At 40.7% G+C, this 23,308-nt stretch carries 19 protein-coding genes and 1 pseudogene; 19 read left to right on the top strand and 1 reads right to left on the bottom strand.

Features of this window, described 5'->3' with window-relative positions; genetic code table 11:
• The first annotated feature begins 10 nt into the window (after window positions 1-10).
• From RWM06_RS00580 to RWM06_RS00490, 19 genes are all read left to right on the top strand, one after another.
• Window positions 11-298: a hypothetical protein gene (locus RWM06_RS00580; protein ID WP_313969722.1), complete on the top strand. Its 288-nt coding sequence runs from the start codon at window positions 11-13 to the stop codon at window positions 296-298.
• Between the two features lie 145 nt (window positions 299-443).
• Window positions 444-2,957, top strand: coding sequence for a preprotein translocase subunit SecA (gene secA / locus RWM06_RS00575; protein ID WP_313969721.1), 2,514 nt, complete (start codon window positions 444-446; stop codon window positions 2,955-2,957).
• Window positions 2,958-3,037: 80 nt separating this feature from the next.
• A complete protein-coding gene (locus tag RWM06_RS00570; protein ID WP_313969720.1) occupies window positions 3,038-4,069 on the top strand; it encodes a 3-deoxy-7-phosphoheptulonate synthase in 1,032 nt (343 codons plus the stop codon).
• A 1-nt stretch (window position 4,070) separates the two neighbouring features.
• Window positions 4,071-5,102 (top strand): 3-deoxy-7-phosphoheptulonate synthase, encoded by a 1,032-nt coding sequence (locus RWM06_RS00565; protein WP_261010358.1) that lies wholly within the window; start codon window positions 4,071-4,073, stop codon window positions 5,100-5,102.
• Between the two features lie 44 nt (window positions 5,103-5,146).
• Window positions 5,147-5,509 (top strand): holo-ACP synthase, encoded by a 363-nt coding sequence (gene acpS, locus RWM06_RS00560; RefSeq protein ID WP_313969776.1) that lies wholly within the window; start codon window positions 5,147-5,149, stop codon window positions 5,507-5,509.
• Window positions 5,499-6,602 (top strand): alanine racemase, encoded by a 1,104-nt coding sequence (gene alr, locus RWM06_RS00555; protein ID WP_313969719.1) that lies wholly within the window; start codon window positions 5,499-5,501, stop codon window positions 6,600-6,602. The genes acpS and alr overlap by 11 nt, the downstream gene beginning before the upstream one ends.
• A gap of 18 nt (window positions 6,603-6,620) precedes the next feature.
• Window positions 6,621-8,636, top strand: a complete 2,016-nt coding sequence (gene recG / locus RWM06_RS00550; RefSeq protein ID WP_313969718.1) for an ATP-dependent DNA helicase RecG — start codon at window positions 6,621-6,623, stop codon at window positions 8,634-8,636.
• Window positions 8,637-9,060: 424 nt separating this feature from the next.
• Complete coding sequence (locus RWM06_RS00545) at window positions 9,061-10,041, top strand: acetylxylan esterase (protein ID WP_313969717.1); 981 nt, start codon at window positions 9,061-9,063, stop codon at window positions 10,039-10,041.
• Between the two features lie 328 nt (window positions 10,042-10,369).
• Entirely contained in the window at window positions 10,370-13,738 is a 3,369-nt protein-coding gene (locus tag RWM06_RS00540; protein ID WP_313969716.1) for an SIALI-17 repeat-containing surface protein, read from the top strand.
• A gap of 256 nt (window positions 13,739-13,994) precedes the next feature.
• Window positions 13,995-14,693, top strand: coding sequence for an N-acetylmannosamine-6-phosphate 2-epimerase (locus RWM06_RS00535; RefSeq protein ID WP_001135682.1), 699 nt, complete (start codon window positions 13,995-13,997; stop codon window positions 14,691-14,693).
• A gap of 110 nt (window positions 14,694-14,803) precedes the next feature.
• A complete protein-coding gene (locus RWM06_RS00530) occupies window positions 14,804-16,132 on the top strand; it encodes an ABC transporter substrate-binding protein (RefSeq protein WP_313969715.1) in 1,329 nt (442 codons plus the stop codon).
• A gap of 156 nt (window positions 16,133-16,288) precedes the next feature.
• Window positions 16,289-17,155 carry a carbohydrate ABC transporter permease gene (locus RWM06_RS00525; protein WP_162492370.1) on the top strand — a complete coding sequence of 289 codons (867 nt, stop codon included), beginning with the start codon at window positions 16,289-16,291 and terminating at the stop codon, window positions 17,153-17,155.
• A gap of 15 nt (window positions 17,156-17,170) precedes the next feature.
• Window positions 17,171-18,010, top strand: a complete 840-nt coding sequence (locus RWM06_RS00520) for a carbohydrate ABC transporter permease (protein WP_001192009.1) — start codon at window positions 17,171-17,173, stop codon at window positions 18,008-18,010.
• A gap of 125 nt (window positions 18,011-18,135) precedes the next feature.
• Entirely contained in the window at window positions 18,136-18,588 is a 453-nt protein-coding gene (locus tag RWM06_RS00515) for a YhcH/YjgK/YiaL family protein (protein WP_054363865.1), read from the top strand.
• A gap of 326 nt (window positions 18,589-18,914) precedes the next feature.
• A complete protein-coding gene (locus RWM06_RS00510) occupies window positions 18,915-19,259 on the top strand; it encodes a hypothetical protein (protein ID WP_313969775.1) in 345 nt (114 codons plus the stop codon).
• Between the two features lie 9 nt (window positions 19,260-19,268).
• Entirely contained in the window at window positions 19,269-19,460 is a 192-nt protein-coding gene (locus RWM06_RS00505) for a hypothetical protein (protein ID WP_001811772.1), read from the top strand.
• 82 nt (window positions 19,461-19,542) lie between these two features.
• Window positions 19,543-20,187, top strand: a complete 645-nt coding sequence (locus RWM06_RS00500; RefSeq protein ID WP_313969714.1) for a YesL family protein — start codon at window positions 19,543-19,545, stop codon at window positions 20,185-20,187.
• A 173-nt stretch (window positions 20,188-20,360) separates the two neighbouring features.
• Window positions 20,361-21,278 (top strand): dihydrodipicolinate synthase family protein, encoded by a 918-nt coding sequence (locus RWM06_RS00495; RefSeq protein ID WP_001281495.1) that lies wholly within the window; start codon window positions 20,361-20,363, stop codon window positions 21,276-21,278.
• A 17-nt stretch (window positions 21,279-21,295) separates the two neighbouring features.
• Complete coding sequence (locus RWM06_RS00490) at window positions 21,296-22,180, top strand: ROK family protein (protein ID WP_313969713.1); 885 nt, start codon at window positions 21,296-21,298, stop codon at window positions 22,178-22,180.
• A gap of 25 nt (window positions 22,181-22,205) precedes the next feature.
• Here the strand turns inward: RWM06_RS00490 and RWM06_RS00485 are convergent.
• Window positions 22,206-23,090, bottom strand: a pseudogene (locus RWM06_RS00485) (IS630 family transposase).
• Between the last annotated feature and the right edge of the window lie 218 nt (window positions 23,091-23,308).

Here is a 23,308-nt window from a genome sequence, read left to right as displayed (position 1 = left end):
GAGGTAGCTTATGGCACATCTAAAATCATTTATTACACAATATTCTAAATTCTATATTGGTTTAGTTCTGCTGATCTGGCTGGCTTTCTTCTTTCTTCCTTGGGATAAACCAGTTCTGGGAATATCTATCAATCTCTTAATCATGCAGAAAGTTTTACTAGTTTTTGGAATTCTGTCGATTTTGATGGCCTTGCTGTCCAAGAAAGTCAGTCTCTTTGTTTTTGGATTGATCTGCTGTTTTTCTCTTTGGATTAATCTATTTATCCTATTTGCGATTTTGCCGATTTTTGGCAATTAAAGTATCATAAAAGTCAGAGAGGTTAGCTTGGAAACTAGCCTCTTTTTCCTTTTCAAAATGGGGATTCTTCCTTGAAAATAATCAGTAATTGTGCTAAAATTAAAAGAACATTCTAAAATATTCGGAATTTAAAGTAAGGAAAAACATGGCTAATATTTTAAAAACAATTATCGAAAATGATAAAGGAGAAATCCGTCGTCTGGAAAAGATGGCTGACAAGGTTTTCAAATACGAAGACCAAATGGCTGCTTTGACTGACGACCAACTAAAAGCAAAAACAGTTGAATTTAAAGAACGTTATCAAAATGGAGAATCACTGGATTCATTGCTTTATGAAGCATTTGCGGTTGTCCGTGAAGGTGCCAAACGTGTCCTAGGTCTCTTCCCTTATAAGGTTCAGGTCATGGGGGGAATCGTTCTTCACCATGGTGACGTGCCAGAGATGCGTACAGGGGAAGGGAAAACCTTGACTGCGACTATGCCAGTATACCTCAATGCCCTTTCAGGTAAAGGGGTTCACGTAGTTACGGTCAATGAATATCTGTCCGAACGTGACGCGACTGAGATGGGTGAATTGTACTCATGGCTTGGCTTGTCAGTAGGGATTAACTTGGCTGCCAAATCTCCAATGGAGAAAAAAGAAGCCTATGAGTGTGATATTACCTACTCAACCAACTCAGAAATCGGATTTGACTACCTTCGTGATAACATGGTCGTTCGCGCTGAAAACATGGTACAACGTCCGCTTAACTATGCCTTGGTCGATGAGGTTGACTCAATCTTGATTGACGAGGCCCGTACACCTTTGATCGTATCAGGTGCTAATGCAGTTGAAACCAGTCAGCTCTACCACATGGCAGACCACTATGTAAAATCTTTGGACAAAGACGACTACATCATCGATGTGCAGTCTAAGACTATTGGTTTGTCTGATTCAGGGATTGACAAGGCTGAAAGCTACTTCAAACTTGAAAACCTCTATGACATCGAAAACGTAGCTCTGACTCACTTTATCGATAATGCCCTTCGTGCCAACTACATCATGCTTCTCGATATTGACTATGTGGTGAGCGAAGAGCAAGAAATCTTGATTGTCGACCAATTTACAGGTCGTACTATGGAGGGTCGTCGTTATTCTGATGGCTTGCACCAAGCCATTGAAGCCAAAGAAGGTGTGCCAATTCAGGATGAAACCAAGACATCTGCCTCAATCACTTACCAAAACCTTTTCCGTATGTACAAGAAATTGTCTGGTATGACGGGTACAGGTAAGACTGAGGAAGAAGAATTCCGTGAAATTTACAACATTCGTGTTATTCCAATCCCAACAAACCGTCCTGTTCAACGTATTGACCACTCAGACCTTCTTTATGCAAGTATCGAGGCTAAGTTTAAGGCGGTTGTCGAAGACGTTAAGGCTCGTTACCAAAAGGGTCAGCCTGTCTTGGTTGGTACAGTAGCGGTTGAAACTAGTGACTACATTTCTAAGAAATTAGTCGCAGCTGGCGTTCCTCACGAAGTCTTGAATGCCAAAAACCACTATAAAGAAGCCCAAATCATCATGAATGCTGGTCAACGTGGTGCTGTTACCATCGCAACCAACATGGCCGGTCGTGGTACTGACATCAAGCTTGGTGAAGGGGTTCGCGAATTGGGTGGACTTTGTGTTATTGGTACAGAACGTCATGAAAGCCGTCGTATCGATAACCAGCTTCGTGGACGTTCAGGTCGTCAAGGAGACCCAGGTGAGTCACAATTCTACCTCTCTCTTGAAGATGATTTGATGAAACGTTTTGGTTCTGAACGCTTGAAGGGAATCTTTGAACGTTTGAACATGTCTGAAGAGGCGATTGAGTCTCGTATGTTGACGCGTCAGGTTGAAGCGGCTCAAAAACGTGTCGAAGGTAATAACTATGATACCCGTAAACAAGTCCTTCAATACGACGATGTCATGCGTGAACAACGTGAGATTATCTATGCTCAACGTTACGATGTTATCACTGCAGACCGTGATTTGGCACCTGAAATTCAGGCTATGATCAAACGTACGATTGAACGTGTTGTTGATGGTCATGCGCGTGCCAAACAAGATGAAAAACTAGAAGCAATTTTGAACTTTGCTAAGTACAACTTGCTTCCTGAGGATTCTATTACGATTGAAGACTTGTCAGGTTTGTCTGATAAGGCAATCAAGGAAGAGCTCTTCCAACGTGCCTTGCAAGTTTACGATAGTCAGGTTTCAAAACTACGCGATGAAGAAGCAGTCAAAGAATTCCAAAAAGTTTTGATTCTACGAGTGGTAGATAACAAGTGGACAGATCATATCGATGCCCTCGATCAATTGCGTAACGCGGTTGGACTTCGTGGCTATGCTCAGAACAACCCAGTTGTTGAGTATCAGGCAGAAGGTTTCCGTATGTTTAATGACATGATTGGTTCGATTGAGTTTGATGTGACACGTTTGATGATGAAAGCACAAATTCATGAACAAGAAAGACCACAAGCAGAACACCATATCAGTACAACAGCGACTCGCAATATCGCTGCCCACCAAGCAAACATGCCAGAAGATTTGGATTTGAGCCAGATTGGACGGAATGAACTTTGCCCATGTGGTTCTGGTAAGAAGTTTAAAAACTGTCACGGTAAAAGACAATAAAATGAGATAGTTTAGAGGCGGATACCTTGTGAAAAGTAAATTTTTACTTGGTATCCGTTTGCTTTATAAGGAGATGAGTTATGGTATTTACAGCAAAAAGTCCTAAAATTAATATTGAAGAAGTTCGTGCCTTATCAAAATTAGAAGGCCAAGCTTTGGAGAGAAAATCACAGCGCGATCAAGAGCTAGAAGCCATTATACGTGGAGAAGACCAACGGATTCTCTTGGTAATCGGGCCATGCTCATCTGACAATGAAGAAGCTGTTCTTGAGTACGCTAAGCGTTTAGCAGTTTTGCAAGAAGAAGTGGCAGACCGTATCTTTATGGTCATGCGTGTTTACACTGCAAAACCCCGTACCAATGGAGATGGTTATAAGGGCTTGATTCACCAGCCTAATGCGACAGAAGCGCCTAGTCTTATCAACGGAATCAAAGCAGTTCGCCATCTTCACTATCGTGTCATTACGGAAACAGGTATGACGACAGCTGACGAAATGCTTTATCCTGAAAATCTTCCGCTTGTGGATGATTTGATTTCTTACATGGCAGTTGGTGCCCGTTCAGTTGAAGACCAGCAACACCGCTTTGTAGCAAGTGGAGCAGATTTTGCGACTGGTTTTAAAAATCCAACTTCTGGAAATCTCAATGTCATGTTTAATGGGATTTATGCTGCTCAAAACAAACAAAGCTTCCTTTTCCTAGGAAAAGAAGTGGAAACAACTGGGAACCCGCTTTCACACGCCATTCTTCGTGGAGCGACCAATGAGTATGGTAAGAATATTCCCAACTACTACTATGATAATTTGATGGATACCATTGCCCAGTATGAGAAAATGGGCTTGGAAAATCCTTTTATCATCGTGGATACCAATCATGACAACTCTGGTAAGAAATACATGGATCAGATTCGAATTGTCCGCCAGACCTTGATTAACCGTGATTGGAATGAAAAAATCAAGCAGTACGTTCGTGGCTTTATGATTGAGTCTTATCTAGAAGACGGCCGTCAAAACGAACCAGAAGTATTTGGCAAGTCGATCACAGACCCTTGCCTTGGCTGGGAAAATACAGAAGCCCTTGTCAGAGAAATCTACCAAACGCTAGGAGAATAGTATGGCATTTATTGAAAAAGGTCAAGAAATCGATATTGAAGCAATCAAGGCAGAAACCCAATTGTCTGCGGAAGCCTTGCGACTAAAGGAGCGTCGTGATAGAGAATTGGCAGACATCATTTCAGGAGAAGATGATAGAATCCTTTTGGTGATTGGTCCTTGCTCGTCTGACAATGAAGAGGCTGTCTTGGAATATGCCCGCCGTTTATCTGCCTTGCAAAAGAAGGTGGCGGACAAGATTTTCATGGTTATGCGTGTTTATACTGCTAAACCTCGCACCAATGGAGACGGTTATAAAGGTTTGGTACACCAGCCAGATACTTCTAAGGCTCCAAGTCTGATTAATGGCTTGCAGGCTGTGCGCCAGTTGCACTACCGCGTGATTACAGAGACTGGTTTGACAACGGCAGATGAGATGCTTTATCCGTCAAATCTGGTCTTGGTAGATGATTTGGTCAGCTACCATGCTGTAGGAGCTCGTTCTGTGGAAGACCAAGAGCACCGCTTTGTGGCCTCAGGGATTGATGCACCAGTAGGGATGAAAAATCCAACCTCAGGAAATCTTGGTGTTATGTTTAACGGTATCTATGCCGCTCAAAACAAACAGACCTTCCTCTTCCATGGTCAAGAAGTTGAGACTTCAGGAAATCCTTTGGCCCACGTCATCCTTCGTGGCGCAATCAATGAATATGGGAAAAATGAGCCTAACTTTTACTACGAAACTTTGCTAAATGCTATTGAACGTTATGAGGCAATGGGACTTGAAAATCCTTTTATCCTCATTGACACCAACCATGATAACTCAGGCAAGCAATATATGGAGCAGATTCGAATTGTTCGCCAGACCTTGCAAAATCGTGATTGGAATGAGAAAATCAAAAAGACAGTTCGAGGCTTTATGATTGAATCCTACCTAGCAGATGGTCGTCAAAACCAACCAGAGGTCTTTGGTTGCTCTATTACCGATCCTTGTCTAGGTTGGGAAAATACAGAGGCTTTGGTAGAAGAGATTTACGCTACCTTGACAAAATAAGTGAAAAGGATGGAGTTGGGGAATCTCAACTCCTTTTGATGAGAATGATAGTTGGACACGGAATTGACATCGAAGAATTGGCTTCGATAGAAAGCGCAGTTACACGACATGAAGGATTTGCTCAGCGCGTGCTGACCGCTAAGGAAATGGAACGGTTTAACAGTCTTAAAGGGCGCAGGCAAATCGAATATTTGGCCGGCCGCTGGTCGGCTAAAGAAGCCTTTTCTAAGGCTATGGGAACGGGCATTGGCAAGCTCAGTTTTCAAGATTTGGAAGTCTTGAACAATGAACGCGGGGCGCCTTATTTTAGTCAGGCACCATTTTCAGGAAAGATTTGGCTGTCTATCAGCCATACAGATCAGTTTGTGACAGCTAGTGTCATTTTGGAGGAAAATCATGAAAGCTAGTCCACATAGACCAACCAAGGCTCTGATTCATCTGGGAGCTATTCGACAAAATATTCAGCAAATGGGAGCTCATATCCCTCAAGGAACGCTCAAGTGGGCTGTGGTCAAGGCCAACGCCTATGGCCATGGGGCTGTTGCTGTTGCCAAGGCGATTCAAGATGATGTCGATGGTTTTTGTGTTTCGAATATAGATGAAGCTATTGAACTCAGACAGGCTGGACTCAACAAGAAAATCCTCATTTTAGGAGTTTCTGAGCTAGAAGCTGTTGCTCTAGCTAAAGAATACGACATCACCTTGACAGTAGCTGGACTGGAGTGGATTCAAGCACTCTTAGATAGGGAAACAGACCTATCAGGTTTGACAGTCCACCTCAAGATTGACTCAGGGATGGGACGGATCGGTTTTAGAGAGGCTAGTGAGGTTGAGCAGGCTCAAGCTTTGCTCCAACAACACGGTGCTCGTGTTGAAGGAATCTTTACCCACTTTGCGACTGCAGATGAGGAATCAGATACCTACTTTAATCAGCAGTTAGAACGGTTTAAAACTATTTTGGCCAGTATGAAAGAAGTTCCAGAACTGGTTCATGCCAGCAACTCGGCAACGACTCTTTGGCATGCAGAGACTATTTTTAACGCGGTCCGTATGGGAGATGCCATGTATGGTCTTAACCCAAGCGGAGAAATCTTGGACTTGCCCTATGACTTGAAACCAGCCTTGACCTTGGAATCTGCTCTGGTTCATGTCAAGACAGTTCCAGCTGGGGCTTGCATGGGCTACGGAGCAACTTATCAAGCGGATAGCGAGCAAGTCATCGCGACTGTTCCAATCGGCTATGCGGATGGTTGGACACGAGACATGCAGAATTTCTCTGTCTTGGTAGATGGTCAAGCTTGCCCAATCGTTGGGCGAGTTTCTATGGACCAAATTACTATTCGTTTGCCTAAACTTTATCCGCTGGGAACAAAGGTAACCTTGATCGGCACCAACGGCGACAAGGAAATCACAGCAACTCAGGTAGCGACCTACCGTGGAACTATTAACTACGAGGTGGTTTGTCTCCTCAGCGACCGCATTCCGAGAGAATATTATTAGAAAAGAAAGGAGTGGAGCATGAATCTACATCAACCCTTGCATGTCTTACCTGGTGTGGGACCAAAGTCAGCAGAAAAATACGCCAAACTAGGAATTGAAAATTTGCAAGACCTCTTGCTCTACTTTCCTTTCCGTTATGAAGACTTCAAAACCAAGCAAGTGCTGGAACTGGAAGACGGGGAGAAGGCAGTCCTATCTGGTCAAGTCGTGACTCCTGCCAGTGTCCAGTATTATGGTTTCAAGCGCAATCGCCTGCGTTTTAGTCTTAAGCAGGGAGAAGTCGTTTTTGCGGTGAATTTCTTTAACCAGCCCTACCTAGCTGATAAGATAGAGTTGGGAGCAACCCTTGCTGTCTTTGGAAAATGGGACCGCGCCAAGGCTAGTCTGACTGGAATGAAGGTCCTGGCTCAGGTGGAAGATGACCTCCAACCTGTCTATCGTCTGGCTCAGGGAATCAGTCAGGCCAGTCTGGTCAAGGTTATCAAAACGGCCTTTGATCAGGGACTGGACCTCTTGATAGAGGAAAATCTTCCCCAGTCTTTGCTGGACAAATACAAACTCCTGTCCCGTTGTCAGGCTGTTCGTGCCATGCATTTTCCTAAGGATTTGGCAGAATACAAGCAGGCCCTTCGCCGTATCAAATTTGAGGAACTCTTTTATTTCCAAATGCAATTGCAGACGCTCAAGTCTGAAAATAGAGTTCATGGAAGCGGTTTGGTTCTGAACTGGTCTCAGGAAAAAGTGACAGCTGTCAAAGAAAGCCTTCCTTTTTCCCTGACCCCAGCTCAGGAAAAGAGTTTGCAGGAAATTTTAACCGATATGAAGTCGGACCACCACATGAATCGTCTCCTACAAGGAGATGTGGGGAGCGGAAAAACGGTGGTCGCTGGCTTAGCCATGTTTGCAGCAGTGACAGCTGGCTACCAGGCTGCTCTCATGGTGCCAACAGAAATCCTTGCAGAGCAGCATTTTGAGAGTTTGAAGGGGCTTTTTCCAGACTTGAAATTAGCTCTCTTGACAGGTTCCTTGAAGGTTGCAGAAAAGAGAGAAGTCTTGGAGACAATTGCCAAGGGTGAGGCTGATTTGATTATCGGAACCCACGCCCTGATTCAGGATGGGGTAGATTATGCTCGTCTGGGCTTGATTATCATCGATGAACAGCACCGTTTTGGTGTGGGGCAAAGGCGTATTTTACGGGAAAAAGGGGACAATCCAGACATACTCATGATGACGGCAACTCCCATTCCACGGACGCTTGCCATCACAGCCTTTGGTGATATGGATGTTTCCATTATCGACCAGATGCCAGCAGGACGGAAGCCTATTGTGACACGTTGGATCAAGCATGAGCAACTACCTCAGGTCTTGACTTGGTTAGAGGGGGAAATCCAAAAAGGTTCTCAAGCCTATGTCATCTCTCCCTTGATTGAAGAATCAGAAGCTCTGGATTTGAAAAATGCTATTGCCTTATCAGAGGAATTGACGGCTCATTTTGCTGGTAAGGCAGAGGTGGCTCTTCTACATGGTAAGATGAAGAGTGACGAAAAAGACCAGATTATGCAGGATTTCAAAGAGAGAAAGACGGATATTCTGGTTTCGACGACAGTTATCGAGGTTGGGGTTAACGTTCCCAATGCGACCGTCATGATTATCATGGATGCGGATCGGTTCGGTCTTAGCCAGCTTCACCAGCTCAGAGGTCGTGTCGGTCGGGGAGACAAGCAGTCCTATGCTGTTCTTGTTGCCAATCCCAAGACTGATTCTGGGAAAGATCGCATGCGCATCATGACAGAAACCACCAATGGTTTTGTTCTTGCGGAGGAAGATTTGAAAATGCGGGGTTCAGGTGAGATTTTTGGAACCAGACAGTCAGGTCTCCCAGAGTTCCAAGTAGCTGATATTATCGAAGATTTTCCGATTTTGGAAGAAGCCAGAAAGGTTGCTAGCTATATTAGTTCAATAGAAGGCTGGCAAGAGGATCCAGAGTGGCGGATGATTGCCTTTCATATGGAAAAGAAAGAACATTTAGATTAATACTCTTCGAAAATCTCTTCAAACCACGTCAGCTTCGCCTTGCCGTACTCAAGTACTGCCTACGGCTAGCTTCCTAGTTTGCTCTTTGATTTTCATTGAGTATAAGCTTTCTATAAGGAAATCTTAAGCTAGCTTTCAGGTTTGCCCTTTATACTAGAGTCATCAAAAAGAAACGAGGACTCTCACATGACAGTAACGATTAAAGTAAATTACCAAACCACTTTCCAAAATAAAGAAGCAACAAAATAAGATTGAATAGGATAAAAAGAGCGTAACTGCTCTTTTTTATTTTTGAAACTACTTTCAGTCCATCATTCCAAAAATAAAGAATCTAAAACCACTTTCTATTTGCTTTTCTTTCTTGCGTTGATTTCTTATATGTGCTACAGTTGTGGTAGCGATTACAAAATAAAAGGAGCATATTATGAAAAATCCAGCTTTGTTAGAAGAAATCAAGACTTATAGAGGACGGGACGAGATTCCAGAAGACTTTGATGCTTTCTGGGATGAAGAAGTGAAAAAAGTTTCCCATCTTCCAGCCTATCAGTTGGAGGAAAGAGATTTCCACATTCCTCAAGTTAAGTGCTATGAATTAACCTTTAAAGGAACCAATGAAGGTAAGGTCTACGCGCGTGTCGTTCTTCCAAAGACTGAGGAGAAGGTTCCGCTAATCTTCCATTTCCATGGTTATATGGGACGTGGCTGGGACTGGGCTGACATGCTAGCCTATACTGTGGCTGGTTACGGTGTTGTTTCTATGGATGTGCGGGGCCAGTCGGGCTATTCACAAGACGGCTTGCGTTCTCCTATAGGAAATACAGTTAAAGGACATATCATCCGTGGGGCTGTGGAAGGTCGGGAGCATCTCTTTTATAAAGATGTCTATCTGGATATTTACCAGTTGGTTGAAATTATTGCTAGTCTGCCTCAGGTTGATGAGAAGCGTCTTTCTAGCTATGGTGCCTCGCAAGGAGGGGCTCTAGCCCTAGTTGCAGCAGCGCTCAGTCCTCGGATTCAGAAAACAGTTGCCATCTATCCCTTCTTGTCAGACTTTAGACGAGTGCTTGAGATTGGTAATACAAGTGAAGCCTATGACGAACTTTTCCGTTATTTCAAGTTTCACGATCCCTTCCACGAAACTGAGGAGGAGATCATGGCGACCCTGGCCTATATCGATGTGAAAAATCTTGCTCATCGTATCAAGGGTGAGGTTAAGATGATTACGGGCTTGGACGACGATGTTTGCTATCCTATTACCCAGTTTGCGATTTACAACCGTCTCACCTGCGATAAGGCCTATCGCATCATGCCTGAGTATGCCCACGAAGCCATGAATGTCTTTGTCAATGACCAAGTCTACAATTGGCTATGTGGTAGTGAGATCCCCTTTAAGTACGTAAAATAATGAATGAGAGAGCCCAGTAGCTCTCTTTTTGTTATAAATGTTGAAAGTACTTTTAAAAATATTAAAGTATTAAAATATTGCTGAAAGTCAAATCTATTCTATGGCAAGCTCAAGATAAATCTATGACTTTATTATATAATAAAGAAAAAGTGTCTAGGAAAGGAGTGAAAGAGCTACTGTTTGGATTGTAGCTAGCTAAATGTTGAAAGAGAGAAGGAGAGCAGCTCTCGTTTATTAATTGCTTTCTTGTGTCTTCCTATGATGGGGAGTAAAAATTTTAAAACAAAAAGAAAGCGCTTTATTTTTTGTGAAATTGAAAGGTAGAAAGATGAATCAAAAGAATTTTGATAGAAAACAAAGATATGGCATTCGTAAATTTGCAGTGGGTGTAGCTTCTGTAACTATTGGTGCAGTAGTGTTTGGAGTAAATCCTGTATTGGCAAATGAACAAGGAAATTCAACTGTAACTGCTGCTGAAAATAATAATCAAGGTTTATCAGAATTACCAAAAGAAGTTTCTTCAGGAAGTCTTGCTCATTTAGATAGTGAACTAGCTGGAAAACTGGCTACAGCGAAAGACAATGGTGTGGAAGTTGATCAGGATAAGTTAAAGAAAAATGAGACTACTGAAGCAGAGACGACAACTCCAACAAATGCGACAACTCCAACAAATAAACCTGCAGCTGAAAATACACCAGCTCCTGCTGATAAACCAGAAACAGATTCTGCAACTACAGAAGCAAGTAACAAGGACCAAGATAAAGAAGAGGGCATGATTCCTCGAGATTATTATGCTAGAGAGTTAAAAAATGTCAACACTGTAGTAGAAAAAGAAGATGTAGAAACTAATCCTTCAAACGGTCAAAGAGTTGATATGAAAGAGGAACTCGATAAGCTTAAAAAACTTCAAAATGCGACCATTCATATGGAGTTTAAGCCAGATGCATCTGCTCCACGTTTTTACAACCTTTTCTCAGTTTCTAGTGATACCAAAGTAAATGAGTATTTCACTATGGCCATCCTTGATAACACAGCTATCGTTGAAGGTCGTGATGCAAATGGAAACCAATTCTATGGTGATTATAAAACTGCTCCTTTGAAAATTAAGCCAGGTGAGTGGAACTCTGTAACCTTCACAGTTGAAAGACCAAATGCAGACCAACCAAAAGGTCAGGTTCGCGTCTATGTAAATGGTGTTTTGTCGCGCACAAGTCCTCAGTCTGGTCGTTTCATTCAAGACATGCCAGATGTCAACCATGTGCAAATCGGTACAACAAAGCGTACAGGCAAAAACTTCTGGGGCGCTAATCTTAAAGTCCGTAATCTAACTGTTTATGATCGTGCTTTTTCTCCAGAAGAAGTTAAAAAACGTAGCCAACTTTTTGAAAGAGGAGAGTTGGAAAAGAAACTTCCTGAAGGAGCAGAAGTAACTGCTAAACTGGATGTTTTTGAAGGTGGGGAGAACCGCAAGCCGAATAAAGATGGTATTGCAAGCTACCGTATTCCAGCCCTACTTAAAACTGATAAGGGAACTCTGATTGCTGGAACTGATGAAAGACGCTTGCATCACTCTGACTGGGGTGACATCGGTATGGTTGTTCGTCGTAGTGATGATAAGGGGAAAACTTGGGGAAATAGAATTGTTATCTCAAATCCTCGTGATAATGAGAAGGCTAGGAATCCAGAATGGCCATCACCAGTCAACATTGACATGGCCCTAGTTCAAGATCCAAAGACGAAGCGAATCTTTGCCATCTATGATATGTTCCTTGAAGGTAAGGCTGTATTTTCTCTTCCAGGAAAAGCACCACAAGCTTATGAGCAAATTGGTGACAAGGTTTACCAAATCTTGTACAAACAAGGTGATGCAGGACGTTATACAATTCGTGAAAATGGTGAAGTTTTCGATCCTGAAAATAGAAAAACAGAATACCGAGTTGTAGTGGATCCTAAGAAGCCAGCATACAGTGATAAGGGTGACCTTTACAAAGGCGAAGAACTTATCGGTAATGTCTACTTTGATTACAGCGACAAGAACATCTTTAGAGTTTCAAACACCAACTATCTCTGGATGTCTTATAGTGATGACGATGGTAAAACTTGGTCTGCACCAAAAGATATAACATACGGCATTCGTAAGGACTGGATGCACTTCTTAGGTACTGGACCTGGTACAGGTATTGCCTTGCATTCAGGGCCTCACAAAGGGCGTCTTGTTATCCCTGCCTACACGACAAATAACGTATCCTATCTAAGTGGTTCTCAGTCTTCACGCGTCATTTACTCAGATGACCATGGTGAAACTTGGCATGCAGGGGAAGCTGTTAATGATAACCGTCCAGTAGGTAACCAAACAATTCACTCTTCAACCATGAATAATCCAGGTGCTCAAAATACGGAGTCAACCGTAGTTCAGTTAAATAATGGAGATCTCAAACTCTTCATGCGTGGATTGACAGGCGATCTTCAAGTTGCTACAAGTAAAGATGGTGGAGCAACTTGGGAAAAGGAAATCAAACGTTATCCAGAAGTGAAAGATGCCTATGTTCAAATGTCAGCTATTCATACGATGCATGATGGGAAAGAATACGTTCTTCTTAGCAATGCTGCTGGGCCAGGTCGTGAACGTAAAAATGGTTTAGTCCATTTGGCTCGTGTCGAAGAAAATGGAGAGCTGACTTGGCTTAAGCATAACCCTATTCAAAGTGGTAAGTTTGCCTACAATTCTATTCAAGATCTTGGGAATGGCGAATATGGATTGCTTTATGAGCATGCAGATAACAACCAAAACGAATATACCTTGTCTTATAAGAAATTTAATTGGGATTTCTTAAGCAAGGATATGGTTTCTCCAACCGAAGCAAAAGTTACACATGCAGTTCATATGGGGCAAGGCATTATTGCCATGGAATTTGATTCAGAAGTATTGGTCAATCAAGCACCAACTTTACAGCTTGCAAATGGTAAGACAGCTACGTTTATGACGCAGTATGACACAAAGACTCTGTTGTTTACAGTAGATCCTGAGGATATTGGTCAAAAAGTTACAGGATTAGCAGAAGGTGCTATCGAAAGTATGCATAATTTACCTGTTTCAGTAGTTGGTTCTAAGATTTCTCATGGTATAAATGGAAGTGAAGTTGCGACAAATGAAGTTCCAGAATTTACAGGTGGAGTTAGTAGCGAGGAGACTGCAGTAACTGAAGAATCTCCTAAATACATTGTTCCCGTATCAACAGTAGGAGAAGAACCAGCACCAACAGTAGAAAAAATGGAATTCACAGGAGGTGTAAATGAGGTTGAAGCAGCGGTCCATGATCTTCCAGAATTCAAAGGGGACGTAAATGCAGTTCTAGCAGCTTCAAATGAGATTCCTGAATATACCGGAGGTGCTAATTTTGTCTTGGCAGCTTCAAATGACCTTCCTGAATATAAAGGAGGTGTCAATGGCGCTGAGGCAGCAGTTCATGAAGTGCCTGAGTACAAGGGAGAAACCAAACCAGTCTTAGCAGCTGCAAACGAACGTCCAGCTAACAAGTTATCACTTGGACAAGATGTTACTTATCAAGCACCAGCGGCTAAACAAAATGAGCTACCAAATACTGGAAGTAAAGAAAACACAATTCTTATTTCTATAGGATTAGTGGCAGGTCTCTTATCTGTATTGACATTAGGAAAGAAACGAAAAGAAGACTAGACTAGGTCTTGAATAAAATGAATTTAGCTCATCGTTAATGATAAAAAGAGATGACCCATTTGAAAGATGGCTATTTCTTTTTGTCATTTTAGGTACTAAGTGAATTGAAAATAAGACCGAGCTGAAACTACTTTCAGAAATAGCTGTTCTATAAAATACTTTTAAAACTGCAATCTATCATAGAACAAACTATTGAAAGCGCTTTAAAAATAGTATATAATTGTCTCATAAGAAAAAAGGAAAAGGAGGAAAAAGGATGCCACAGATTACTAAAGAAGCCTTGATTAATCAAATTAAAGATGGAATCATTGTTTCTTGTCAGGCCCTTCCTCACGAACCGCTTTATACAGAAGCGGGAGGAGTCATCCCCTTGCTGGTCAAAGCGGCTGAGCAAGGTGGAGCAGTCGGTATCCGAGCAAACAGTGTTCGTGATATCAAAGAGATTAAGGAGGTTACCAAACTTCCGATTATCGGGATTATCAAACGAGATTATCCACCTCAAGAACCCTTCATCACCGCTACTATGAAAGAAGTTGATGAACTAGCAGAACTAGATATTGAAGTGATTGCTCTAGACTGTACTAAACGCGAACGCTACGATGGTTTAGAGATTCAGGAGTTTATCCGTCAGGTCAAGGAAAAATATCCTAACCAGCTCTTGATGGCTGACACAAGTACCTTCGAAGAAGGACTAGCAGCTGTAGAAGCAGGAATTGACTTCGTTGGAACAACCTTATCAGGCTACACATCTTACAGTCCAAAAGTAGACGGTCCAGATTTTGAATTGATTAAAAAACTCTGTGATGCGGGTGTAGATGTCATCGCCGAAGGGAAAATTCATACACCAGAACAAGCCAAACAAATCCTAGGATATGGAGTGCGAGGCATTGTTGTTGGTGGCGCTATTACTAGACCAAAAGAGATTACGGAACGCTTTGTTGCGGGTCTTAAATAACACAATCTAAAAACAGAGGAGAGTGGTGGAATAGCTGAAAAAATGAAATCGCATACATTTATAAATCACTCGTTGTCAATTTGGAAACATTTATTAAAAGGAGAATACAAATGAAATTTAGAAAACTAGCTTGTACAGTACTTGCAGGTGCTGCGATTCTTGGTCTTGCTGCTTGTGGAAATTCTGGCGGAAGTAAAGATGCTGGAAAATCTGGTGGCGATAGCGGAAAAACAGAAATCACTTGGTGGGCATTCCCAGTCTTCACTCAAGAAAAAACTGGTGACGGTGTTGGAACGTATGAAAAATCTATCATCGAAGCCTTTGAAAAAGCAAACCCAGATGTAAAAGTGAAATTGGAAACAATTGACTTTAAGTCAGGTCCAGAAAAAATCACTACAGCTATCGAAGCGGGTACAGCTCCAGACGTACTTTTTGACGCACCAGGACGTATCATCCAATATGGTAAAAATGGTAAATTGGCTGACTTGAATGACCTCTTCACAGATGACTTTGTTAAAGACATCAACAATGAAAACATTGTAAAAGCAAGTAAAGCTGGCGATAAAGCTTATATGTATCCAATCAGTTCAGCACCATTCTACATGGCTATGAACAAGAAAATGTTGGAAGAAGCTGGAGTTGCGAACCTTGTAAAAGAAGGCTGGACAACAGACGACTTTGAAAAAGTATTGAAAGCACTCAAAGATAAAGGCTATACACCAGGTTCATTGTTCAGTTCAGGTCAAGGGGGAGACCAAGGAACACGTGCCTTTGTAGCAAATCTTTACGGAGCTTCTGTAACAGATAAAGATGTTACTAAGTATACAACTGATGATCCTAAATTCGTTAAAGGTCTTGAAAAAGCAGCTAGCTGGATTAAAGATGGTTTGTTGAACAATGGTTCACAATTTGATGGTGGAGCAGACATCCAAAACTTTGCTAACGGTCAAACATCTTACACAATCCTTTGGGCACCAGCTCAAAATGGTATCCAAGGTAAACTCTTGGAAGCAAGTAAAGTAGAAGTAGTAGAAGTACCATTCCCATCTGATTCTGGTAAACCAGCTCTTGAATACCTTGTAAATGGATTTGCAGTATTCAACAACAAGGACGACAAGAAAGTTGCTGCTTCTAAGAAATTTGTTCAATTCATCGCAGATGATAAAGAATGGGGTCCAAAAGATGTTGTTCGTACAGGAGCATTCCCAGTTCGTACATCATTTGGTAAACTCTATGATGACAAACGTATGGAAACAATCGGTGCTTGGACTAAGTACTACTCACCATACTACAATACAATTGATGGTTTTGCAGAAATGAGAACTCTATGGTTCCCAATGTTGCAATCAGTTTCAAATGGCGATCAAAAACCAGCTGATGCATTGAAAGCATTTACTGAAAAAGCAAACGAAACTATCAAAAAAGCTACTAAACAATAAACCCTAAACTAGATTTTGTAGCCCCTTTTCCCTTTGCACGCTTGTGTAAGAAAAGGGGGCTTTTATTTAAAAAGTAAATCATCATTCTCTTAGGAGATTATCAATAAAAAAGAAAAGGAAAGAGAGGTGCCGACAGTGAAAGTTAATAAAATTCGTATGAGAGAAACCGTTATTTCTTATGCTTTCCTAGCGCCAGTTTTATTCTTCTTTGTTGTCTTTGTTTTAGCACCAATGATTATGGGCTTCATCACAAGTTTCTTTAACTATTCTATGACTAGTTTCCAATTTGTGGGCTTAGATAACTATATCCGTATGTTTAAAGATCCTGTCTTTACAAAATCTCTGATTAACACAGTTATTTTGGTTATTGGATCAGTTCCTGTAGTTGTTCTCTTCTCGCTTTTTGTAGCGTCACAGACCTACCATCAAAATGCTATCGCTAGATCATTCTATCGTTTCGTATTCTTCCTTCCAGTTGTTACAGGTAGTGTTGCCGTAACAGTTGTATGGAAATGGATCTATGATCCACTATCAGGTATCTTGAACTTTGTGCTTAAATCAAGTCATATCATTACTCAAAACATTTCATGGCTTGGTGATAAGCACTGGGCATTGATGGCGATTATGATTATCCTCTTGACAACTTCAGTTGGTCAACCGATTATCCTCTACATCGCTGCCATGGGTAATATTGATAATTCATTGGTTGAAGCTGCTCGCGTTGATGGTGCAACTGAGTTTCAAGTTTTCTGGAAGATTAAATGGCCAAGCCTTCTTCCAACAACTCTTTATATCGCAATCATCACAACAATTAACTCATTCCAATGTTTCGCCTTGATTCAGCTTTTGACATCTGGTGGTCCAAACTACTCTACAAGTACCTTGATGTACTACCTATACGAAAAAGCCTTCCAATTGACAGAGTATGGTTATGCCAACACAATTGGTGTCTTCTTGGCAGTTATGATTGCTATCGTAAGTTTTGTTCAATTTAAAGTACTCGGAAACGACGTAGAATACTAAAGAAAGGAGACAGCTATGCAATCTACAGAAAAAAAACCATTAACAGCCTTTACTGTTATTTCAACAATCATTTTGCTCTTGTTGACTGTGCTGTTCATCTTTCCATTCTACTGGATTTTGACAGGGGCATTTAAATCACAGCCTGATACAATCGTTATTCCACCACAATGGTTCCCTAAAATGCCAACCATGGAAAACTTCCAACAACTCATGGTGCAAAACCCTGCTATGCAATGGATGTGGAACTCAGTATTTATCTCATTGGTAACTATGTTCTTAGTCTGTGCAACTTCATCTCTAGCAGGTTATGTATTGGCTAAAAAACGTTTCTATGGTCAACGTATCCTCTTTGCAATCTTTATTGCTGCCATGGCTCTTCCAAAACAAGTTGTCCTTGTACCATTGGTACGTATCGTCAACTTCATGGGAATCCACGACACTCTTTGGGCAGTTATCTTGCCTTTGATTGGATGGCCGTTTGGTGTCTTCCTTATGAAACAATTCAGCGAAAACATCCCAACAGAATTGCTTGAATCAGCTAAAATCGATGGTTGTGGTGAGATTCGTACTTTCTGGAGTGTAGCCTTCCCAATTGTAAAACCAGGGTTTGCGGCTCTTGCAATCTTTACCTTCATCAATACTTGGAACGACTACTTCATGCAGTTGGTAATGTTGACTTCACGTAATAATTTGACTATTTCACTCGGTGTTGCGACCATGCAGGCCGAAATGGCAACCAACTATGGTTTAATCATGGCAGGGGCAGCTCTTGCTGCTGTGCCAATCGTAACAGTCTTCCTAGTCTTCCAAAAATCCTTCACACAAGGTATTACTATGGGAGCTGTTAAGGGATAAGAAACGATTTCTTTTACAGTATCAATTGGCTATTGCTAGCACTATCTAAAAGCCTCCGACAGTAAATGACACTGTTGGAGGTGTTAGTTTTAATCGCTTAATGACGATTTTTAAAGGAGAAAATAATGATTTTTGACGATTTGAAAAATATTAGCTTCTATAAAGGGATTCATCCCAATCTTGACAAGGCAATTGATTATCTTTATGAGCATCGTAAAGATTCATTCGAGTTAGGAAAATACGATATTGATGGGGACAAGGTCTTTCTAGTTGTTCAAGAAAATGTCCTAAATAAAGCTGAAAATGACCAGTTTGAACATCACAAGAACTATGCAGACTTGCATTTGTTGGTAGAAGGGCATGAATATTCGAGCTACGGTTCACGTATTAAAGACGAAGCAGTAGCATTTGACGAAGCAAGTGATATTGGTTTTGTCCATTGTCATGAACACTACCCACTCTTGTTGGGTTATCACAATTTTGCGATTTTCTTCCCAGGAGAACCCCATCAACCAAATGGTTATGCAGGTATGGAAGAGAAGGTTCGAAAATATCTCTTTAAAATTTTAATTGATTAAAAATAGTATGACTTGTTTTTTTGTAAAGCTTTGATAATACTCTACCATGAAATTGATCTTTGTGAGGTAGAGAAATGAGAATAAAATATTTAAAAATTGGTGTCTTATTGTCAGTCTGTTTATTACTAATGAGTAATATTTTACCTTCAATTGTGTATGCAAATGAAGTTTCGAATATCCAAACTATATAGTCAGAAATGGATCGAATAGATGCAAAATTATCTCAAAATTATTTGCTAACCGAACAAGAAATTAAGGCTCTGGTGGAAGATAGCAAAGGAGCCTATCCAGACATATCAGATGAACGTAAAATTGAATTGCTAGAAATGGTATCTTCTAAATATGCTGCAAGAGCTAGTTTCTTGGATGGACAGGGGATTACAGTTGATGAGATGTCCTGGATAATTGATGGTATCGTGAATGTATTGATTGGCGGACACATAAAATTAGGTGCTTATGCAGCTAAGTATGGTATTGGTATGGCATGCTCGATCTTAAGTAGAGCAGCTGCAACTGCGGCAGCAAGAGTAGGACTATTGACCAAGATTTCTGGATGGATTTTACGAGTAGCTGTGAATGTAGCTGATGTATATGGTAATTTTGCCTACAATATTGCTGCAGCTTGGGATGCATATGATAAAATTCCTAACAATGGTCGTATAAACTTTTAAAATGTGAGAATGAAAGCACTTTGTATTTTTTTATTGAATATGTTAGCTTGGACAGTGCTTGCAATGATAATTCGTGGAGGGCTAGATGGATTTGATAGGCATACTTGGAGTACCATTTTAATTGCTTCGCTGTTCGGGGTATATGATTATAAGCCCATAGATAAAAATAGAAAAAAGTCCAAAAGAAAAAAGAAAAAATAGATTTGTTCATGGTAGGGACTTATGAAAGCTTTACTGACAAAAAAGAAAACAGTTTACAAAGAAAAATGATGGAGGAGCAAAGATGTCACAAAAAGGAAGAAGTCTCATCAAGGCTGCATTTGATACAGATAATTTTCTAATGCGAATTAGTGAGAAGGTTTTAGATATTGTAACAGTCAATCTTCTCTTTGTAGTAACTTGTTTGCCAATCGTAACGATTGGAGTAGCTAAAATTAGTCTCTATCAGACAATGTTTGAAATCAAGCAAAGTAGACGTGTTCCAGTTTTTAGGACCTATCTAAGAGTTTTTAGACAAAATCTGAAACTAGGTTTTCAGCTGGGGCTGTTGGAGTTAGGAATTGTATTTCTTGCTCTTTCAGATCTCTATCTTTTCTGGGGTCAAACGGCTTTACCTTTCCAATTGGTAAAAGCCATTTGTTTAGGGATTCTGATTTTTCTTACTATTGTGATGTTGGCTAGTTACCCGATCGCGGCACGTTATGACCTATCTTGGAAAGAAATTCTTCAAAAAGGACTGATCTTGGCTAGCTTTAATGCACCGTGGTTTATCTTGATGATTGCAATTATCTTTTTGATTTTGATGATTCTATATCTATCAGCTTTTACCCTTCTATTGGGAGGATCAGCTTTTATTCTCTTTGGTTTTGGACTTCTTGCTTTTTTACAAGTGGGAGTGATGGAAAAGCTATTTGCTAAGTATGAGTAAGGGTTGCAATTATTTCTGAAACTACTTTCAAACGCTCCAAACGCTATTCTATAAGCAAGAAACTAAAATCTAAGTGCCTAAAAGATATTGAAAGCCTTTTCTCTAAAGTGTATACTAAAGAAGTAAAGAAAGAATCTGCTCTAGCAGAAAATAAAAATAACAGGAGAAAATCTATGTCAGATTTAAAAAAATACGAAGGTGTCATTCCAGCCTTCTACGCATGTTATGATGATCAAGGAGAAGTAAGTCCAGAGCGCACACGTGCCTTGGTTCAATACTTCATTGATAAAGGTGTTCAAGGTCTTTATGTCAATGGTTCTTCTGGTGAATGTATCTACCAAAGCGTTGAAGACCGCAAGTTAATCTTGGAAGAAGTCATGGCAGTTGCCAAAGGTAAATTAACTATTATTGCCCATGTTGCTTGCAACAATACCAAAGATAGTATGGAACTTGCTCGCCATGCAGAAAGCTTGGGTGTAGATGCCATTGCAACGATTCCACCAATTTACTTCCGCTTGCCAGAATACTCAGTCGCTAAATACTGGAATGATATCAGCTCTGCAGCTCCAAACACAGACTATGTAATCTATAACATCCCTCAATTGGCAGGTGTTGCTTTGACTCCAAGTCTCTATACTGAAATGTTGAAAAATCCACGTGTTATCGGTGTTAAGAACTCTTCTATGCCAGTTCAAGATATCCAAACATTTGTTAGCCTTGGTGGAGAAGACCATATCGTCTTTAACGGTCCAGATGAACAGTTCCTAGGAGGACGCCTCATGGGTGCTAAAGCTGGTATCGGTGGTACTTATGGTGCTATGCCAGAACTCTTCTTGAAACTCAACCAATTGATTGCGGATAAAGATTTAGAAACAGCGCGTGAATTACAGTATGCTATTAACGCAATCATTGGTAAATTGACTGCCGCACATGGAAATATGTATGGTGTCATTAAAGAAGTCTTGAAGATTAATGAAGGACTTAATATTGGATCTGTTCGTTCACCATTGACACCAGTGACTGAAGAAGATCGTCCAGTTGTGGAAGCAGCTGCAGCCTTGATTCGTGAAACTAAGGAGCGCTTCCTCTAATCCATAAGGAGGTATTTATGACTAACTACATTGCAATTGATATCGGTGGAACTAACATCAAGTATGGTTTGGTTGATCAAGAGGGGCAACTTCTTGAATCGCATGAGATACCGACAGAGGCACATAAAGGTGGTCCCCATATTTTAGAGAAAACCAAACAGATTGTAGCTAGTTATCTTGAAAAAGATTCTGTAGCAGGTGTTGCCATTTCTTCGGCAGGTATGGTGGATCCTGACAAGGGTGAGATTTTCTATGCAGGCCCACAGATTCCAAATTATGCAGGAACACAGTTCAAGAAGGAAATCGAGACTAGCTTTGACATTCCTTGTGAAATTGAAAATGATGTCAACTGTGCAGGTCTTGCAGAAGCAGTTTCGGGATCTGGTAAGGGAGCAAGCGTGACCCTTTGCTTAACCATTGGAACAGGTATTGGCGGTTGTTTAATTATTGACGGTCAAGTCTTCCATGGTTTTAGTAACTCCGCCTGTGAGGTTGGCTATCTACACATGCAGGATGGAGCTTTCCAAGACTTAGCCTCAACCACAGCTTTGGTTCGTTATGTAGCAGAAGCACATGGTGATCCAGTTGATCAGTGGAATGGTCGTCGGATCTTTAAGGAAGCTACTGAGGGCAACAAGCTTTGCATGAAAGGTATCGACCGCATGGTTGACTATCTAGGAAAAGGTCTAGCTAATATTTGTTATGTGGCCAATCCAGAAGTAGTTATTCTAGGTGGTGGTATCATGGGACAAGAAGCTATTCTCAAGCCTAAAATTCGAAAAGCTTTGAAAGATGCTTTGGTACCAAGTTTAGCTGATAAGACGAGATTAGAATTCGCTCATCATCAGAATACAGCAGGTATGTTGGGTGCTTATTATCATTTTAAAACAAAACAATCCTAGTTTGGCAATGCCAAACTAGGATTTTCTAGGTACGACGGGCATATAGTTCATCTGTGTTGTATAGTAAATTGAAACAAGAACAAGACAAAAGAGCCTCAAAAAAGTATTGAAACTTGACAATACCTTTTTGAGGTGCTTTTTGATATGAGCTCATGTTTTCTCAATAGGATTGTACTCAGGTGAGTAGGGAGGAAGAGGTAAAAGTTTATGCCCAAATTCTTCACATAAGAGCTCTAGCTTACCCATTCTATGGAATCTTGCATTATCCATAATAATAACTGATGGTTTGTTTAATGTTGGTAAGAGAAACTTCTGAAACCAAGCTTCAAAAAAGTCGCTCGTCATCGTCTCTTCGTAAGTCATTGGAGCGATTAACTCACCATTTGTTAGCCCTGCAACCAAAGAAATCCTCTGATATCTTCTTCCAGATACTTTACCTCTTATTAATTGACCTTTTAATGAGCGACCATATTCTCGATAAAAATAAGTATCGAATCCTGTTTCATCAAGATAAACAAGTGCTAGATGCTTTAAACTATTAAAATTTTTAAGAAATAAAGCTACTTTTTCTGGGTCTTGTTCATAGTAGGTGTGGTTCTTTTTTTCGAGTGTAGCCCATAGCTTTAAGAGCATAGTGAATGGTAGTTGGGTGACAGTCAAATTCAGAAGCTATTTCAGTCAAATAAGCGTCTGGATTGTCAGTAAGATAGTTTTTAAGTCTATCTCTATCAACCTTTCTTGGTTTTGTTCCTTTTACTTGATGGTTTAGCTCTCCTGTTTTCTCTTTTAGCTTTAACCAGCCATAAATGGTATTACGTGAAATTTGGAAAATGTGTGATGCTTCTGTTATACTACCTGTTCGCTCACAATAAGCGAGAACTTTTTTACGAAAATCTATTGAATATGCCATAAGAAGATTATACCACATTATGTACTATTTTTGGTTCAGTTTACTATATCATCTTGCTTGTCTTGGCAGGCTGGGCAGGATATAAGTGGAAGATAAGATTAAAAAAATGGAGAAAACTCTAATGGTTCTTCTCCATTTTTTTATCTAATTGGTAATGTTGAAAATCGGAAGTGAAATGATACTTTCAAAGAATTCATTTTGGACACTAGCAAACGAAA

The sequence above is a fragment of the uncultured Streptococcus sp. genome (assembly GCF_963516575.1).
In the GTDB taxonomy this organism is placed as follows: Bacteria; Bacillota; Bacilli; order Lactobacillales; family Streptococcaceae; genus Streptococcus.
The sequence above is the reverse complement of the archived record's forward strand: the minus strand, read 5'-3'. Positions and strand labels throughout refer to the sequence as shown.

Excerpts from the sequence above, each read along its gene's own strand:
- RWM06_RS00580 (WP_313969722.1), top strand. The coding sequence starts at position 11 with ATGGCACATCTAAAATCATTTATTACACAATATTCTAAATTCTATATT.
- secA (WP_313969721.1), top strand. The coding sequence starts at position 444 with ATGGCTAATATTTTAAAAACAATTATCGAAAATGATAAAGGAGAAATC.
- RWM06_RS00570 (WP_313969720.1), top strand. The coding sequence starts at position 3,038 with ATGGTATTTACAGCAAAAAGTCCTAAAATTAATATTGAAGAAGTTCGT.
- RWM06_RS00565 (WP_261010358.1), top strand. The coding sequence starts at position 4,071 with ATGGCATTTATTGAAAAAGGTCAAGAAATCGATATTGAAGCAATCAAG.
- acpS (WP_313969776.1), top strand. The coding sequence starts at position 5,147 with ATGATAGTTGGACACGGAATTGACATCGAAGAATTGGCTTCGATAGAA.
- alr (WP_313969719.1), top strand. The coding sequence starts at position 5,499 with ATGAAAGCTAGTCCACATAGACCAACCAAGGCTCTGATTCATCTGGGA.
- recG (WP_313969718.1), top strand. The coding sequence starts at position 6,621 with ATGAATCTACATCAACCCTTGCATGTCTTACCTGGTGTGGGACCAAAG.
- RWM06_RS00545 (WP_313969717.1), top strand. The coding sequence starts at position 9,061 with ATGAAAAATCCAGCTTTGTTAGAAGAAATCAAGACTTATAGAGGACGG.
- RWM06_RS00540 (WP_313969716.1), top strand. The coding sequence starts at position 10,370 with ATGAATCAAAAGAATTTTGATAGAAAACAAAGATATGGCATTCGTAAA.
- RWM06_RS00535 (WP_001135682.1), top strand. The coding sequence starts at position 13,995 with ATGCCACAGATTACTAAAGAAGCCTTGATTAATCAAATTAAAGATGGA.
- RWM06_RS00530 (WP_313969715.1), top strand. The coding sequence starts at position 14,804 with ATGAAATTTAGAAAACTAGCTTGTACAGTACTTGCAGGTGCTGCGATT.
- RWM06_RS00525 (WP_162492370.1), top strand. The coding sequence starts at position 16,289 with ATGAGAGAAACCGTTATTTCTTATGCTTTCCTAGCGCCAGTTTTATTC.
- RWM06_RS00520 (WP_001192009.1), top strand. The coding sequence starts at position 17,171 with ATGCAATCTACAGAAAAAAAACCATTAACAGCCTTTACTGTTATTTCA.
- RWM06_RS00515 (WP_054363865.1), top strand. The coding sequence starts at position 18,136 with ATGATTTTTGACGATTTGAAAAATATTAGCTTCTATAAAGGGATTCAT.
- RWM06_RS00510 (WP_313969775.1), top strand. The coding sequence starts at position 18,915 with ATGGTATCTTCTAAATATGCTGCAAGAGCTAGTTTCTTGGATGGACAG.
- RWM06_RS00505 (WP_001811772.1), top strand. The coding sequence starts at position 19,269 with ATGAAAGCACTTTGTATTTTTTTATTGAATATGTTAGCTTGGACAGTG.
- RWM06_RS00500 (WP_313969714.1), top strand. The coding sequence starts at position 19,543 with ATGTCACAAAAAGGAAGAAGTCTCATCAAGGCTGCATTTGATACAGAT.
- RWM06_RS00495 (WP_001281495.1), top strand. The coding sequence starts at position 20,361 with ATGTCAGATTTAAAAAAATACGAAGGTGTCATTCCAGCCTTCTACGCA.
- RWM06_RS00490 (WP_313969713.1), top strand. The coding sequence starts at position 21,296 with ATGACTAACTACATTGCAATTGATATCGGTGGAACTAACATCAAGTAT.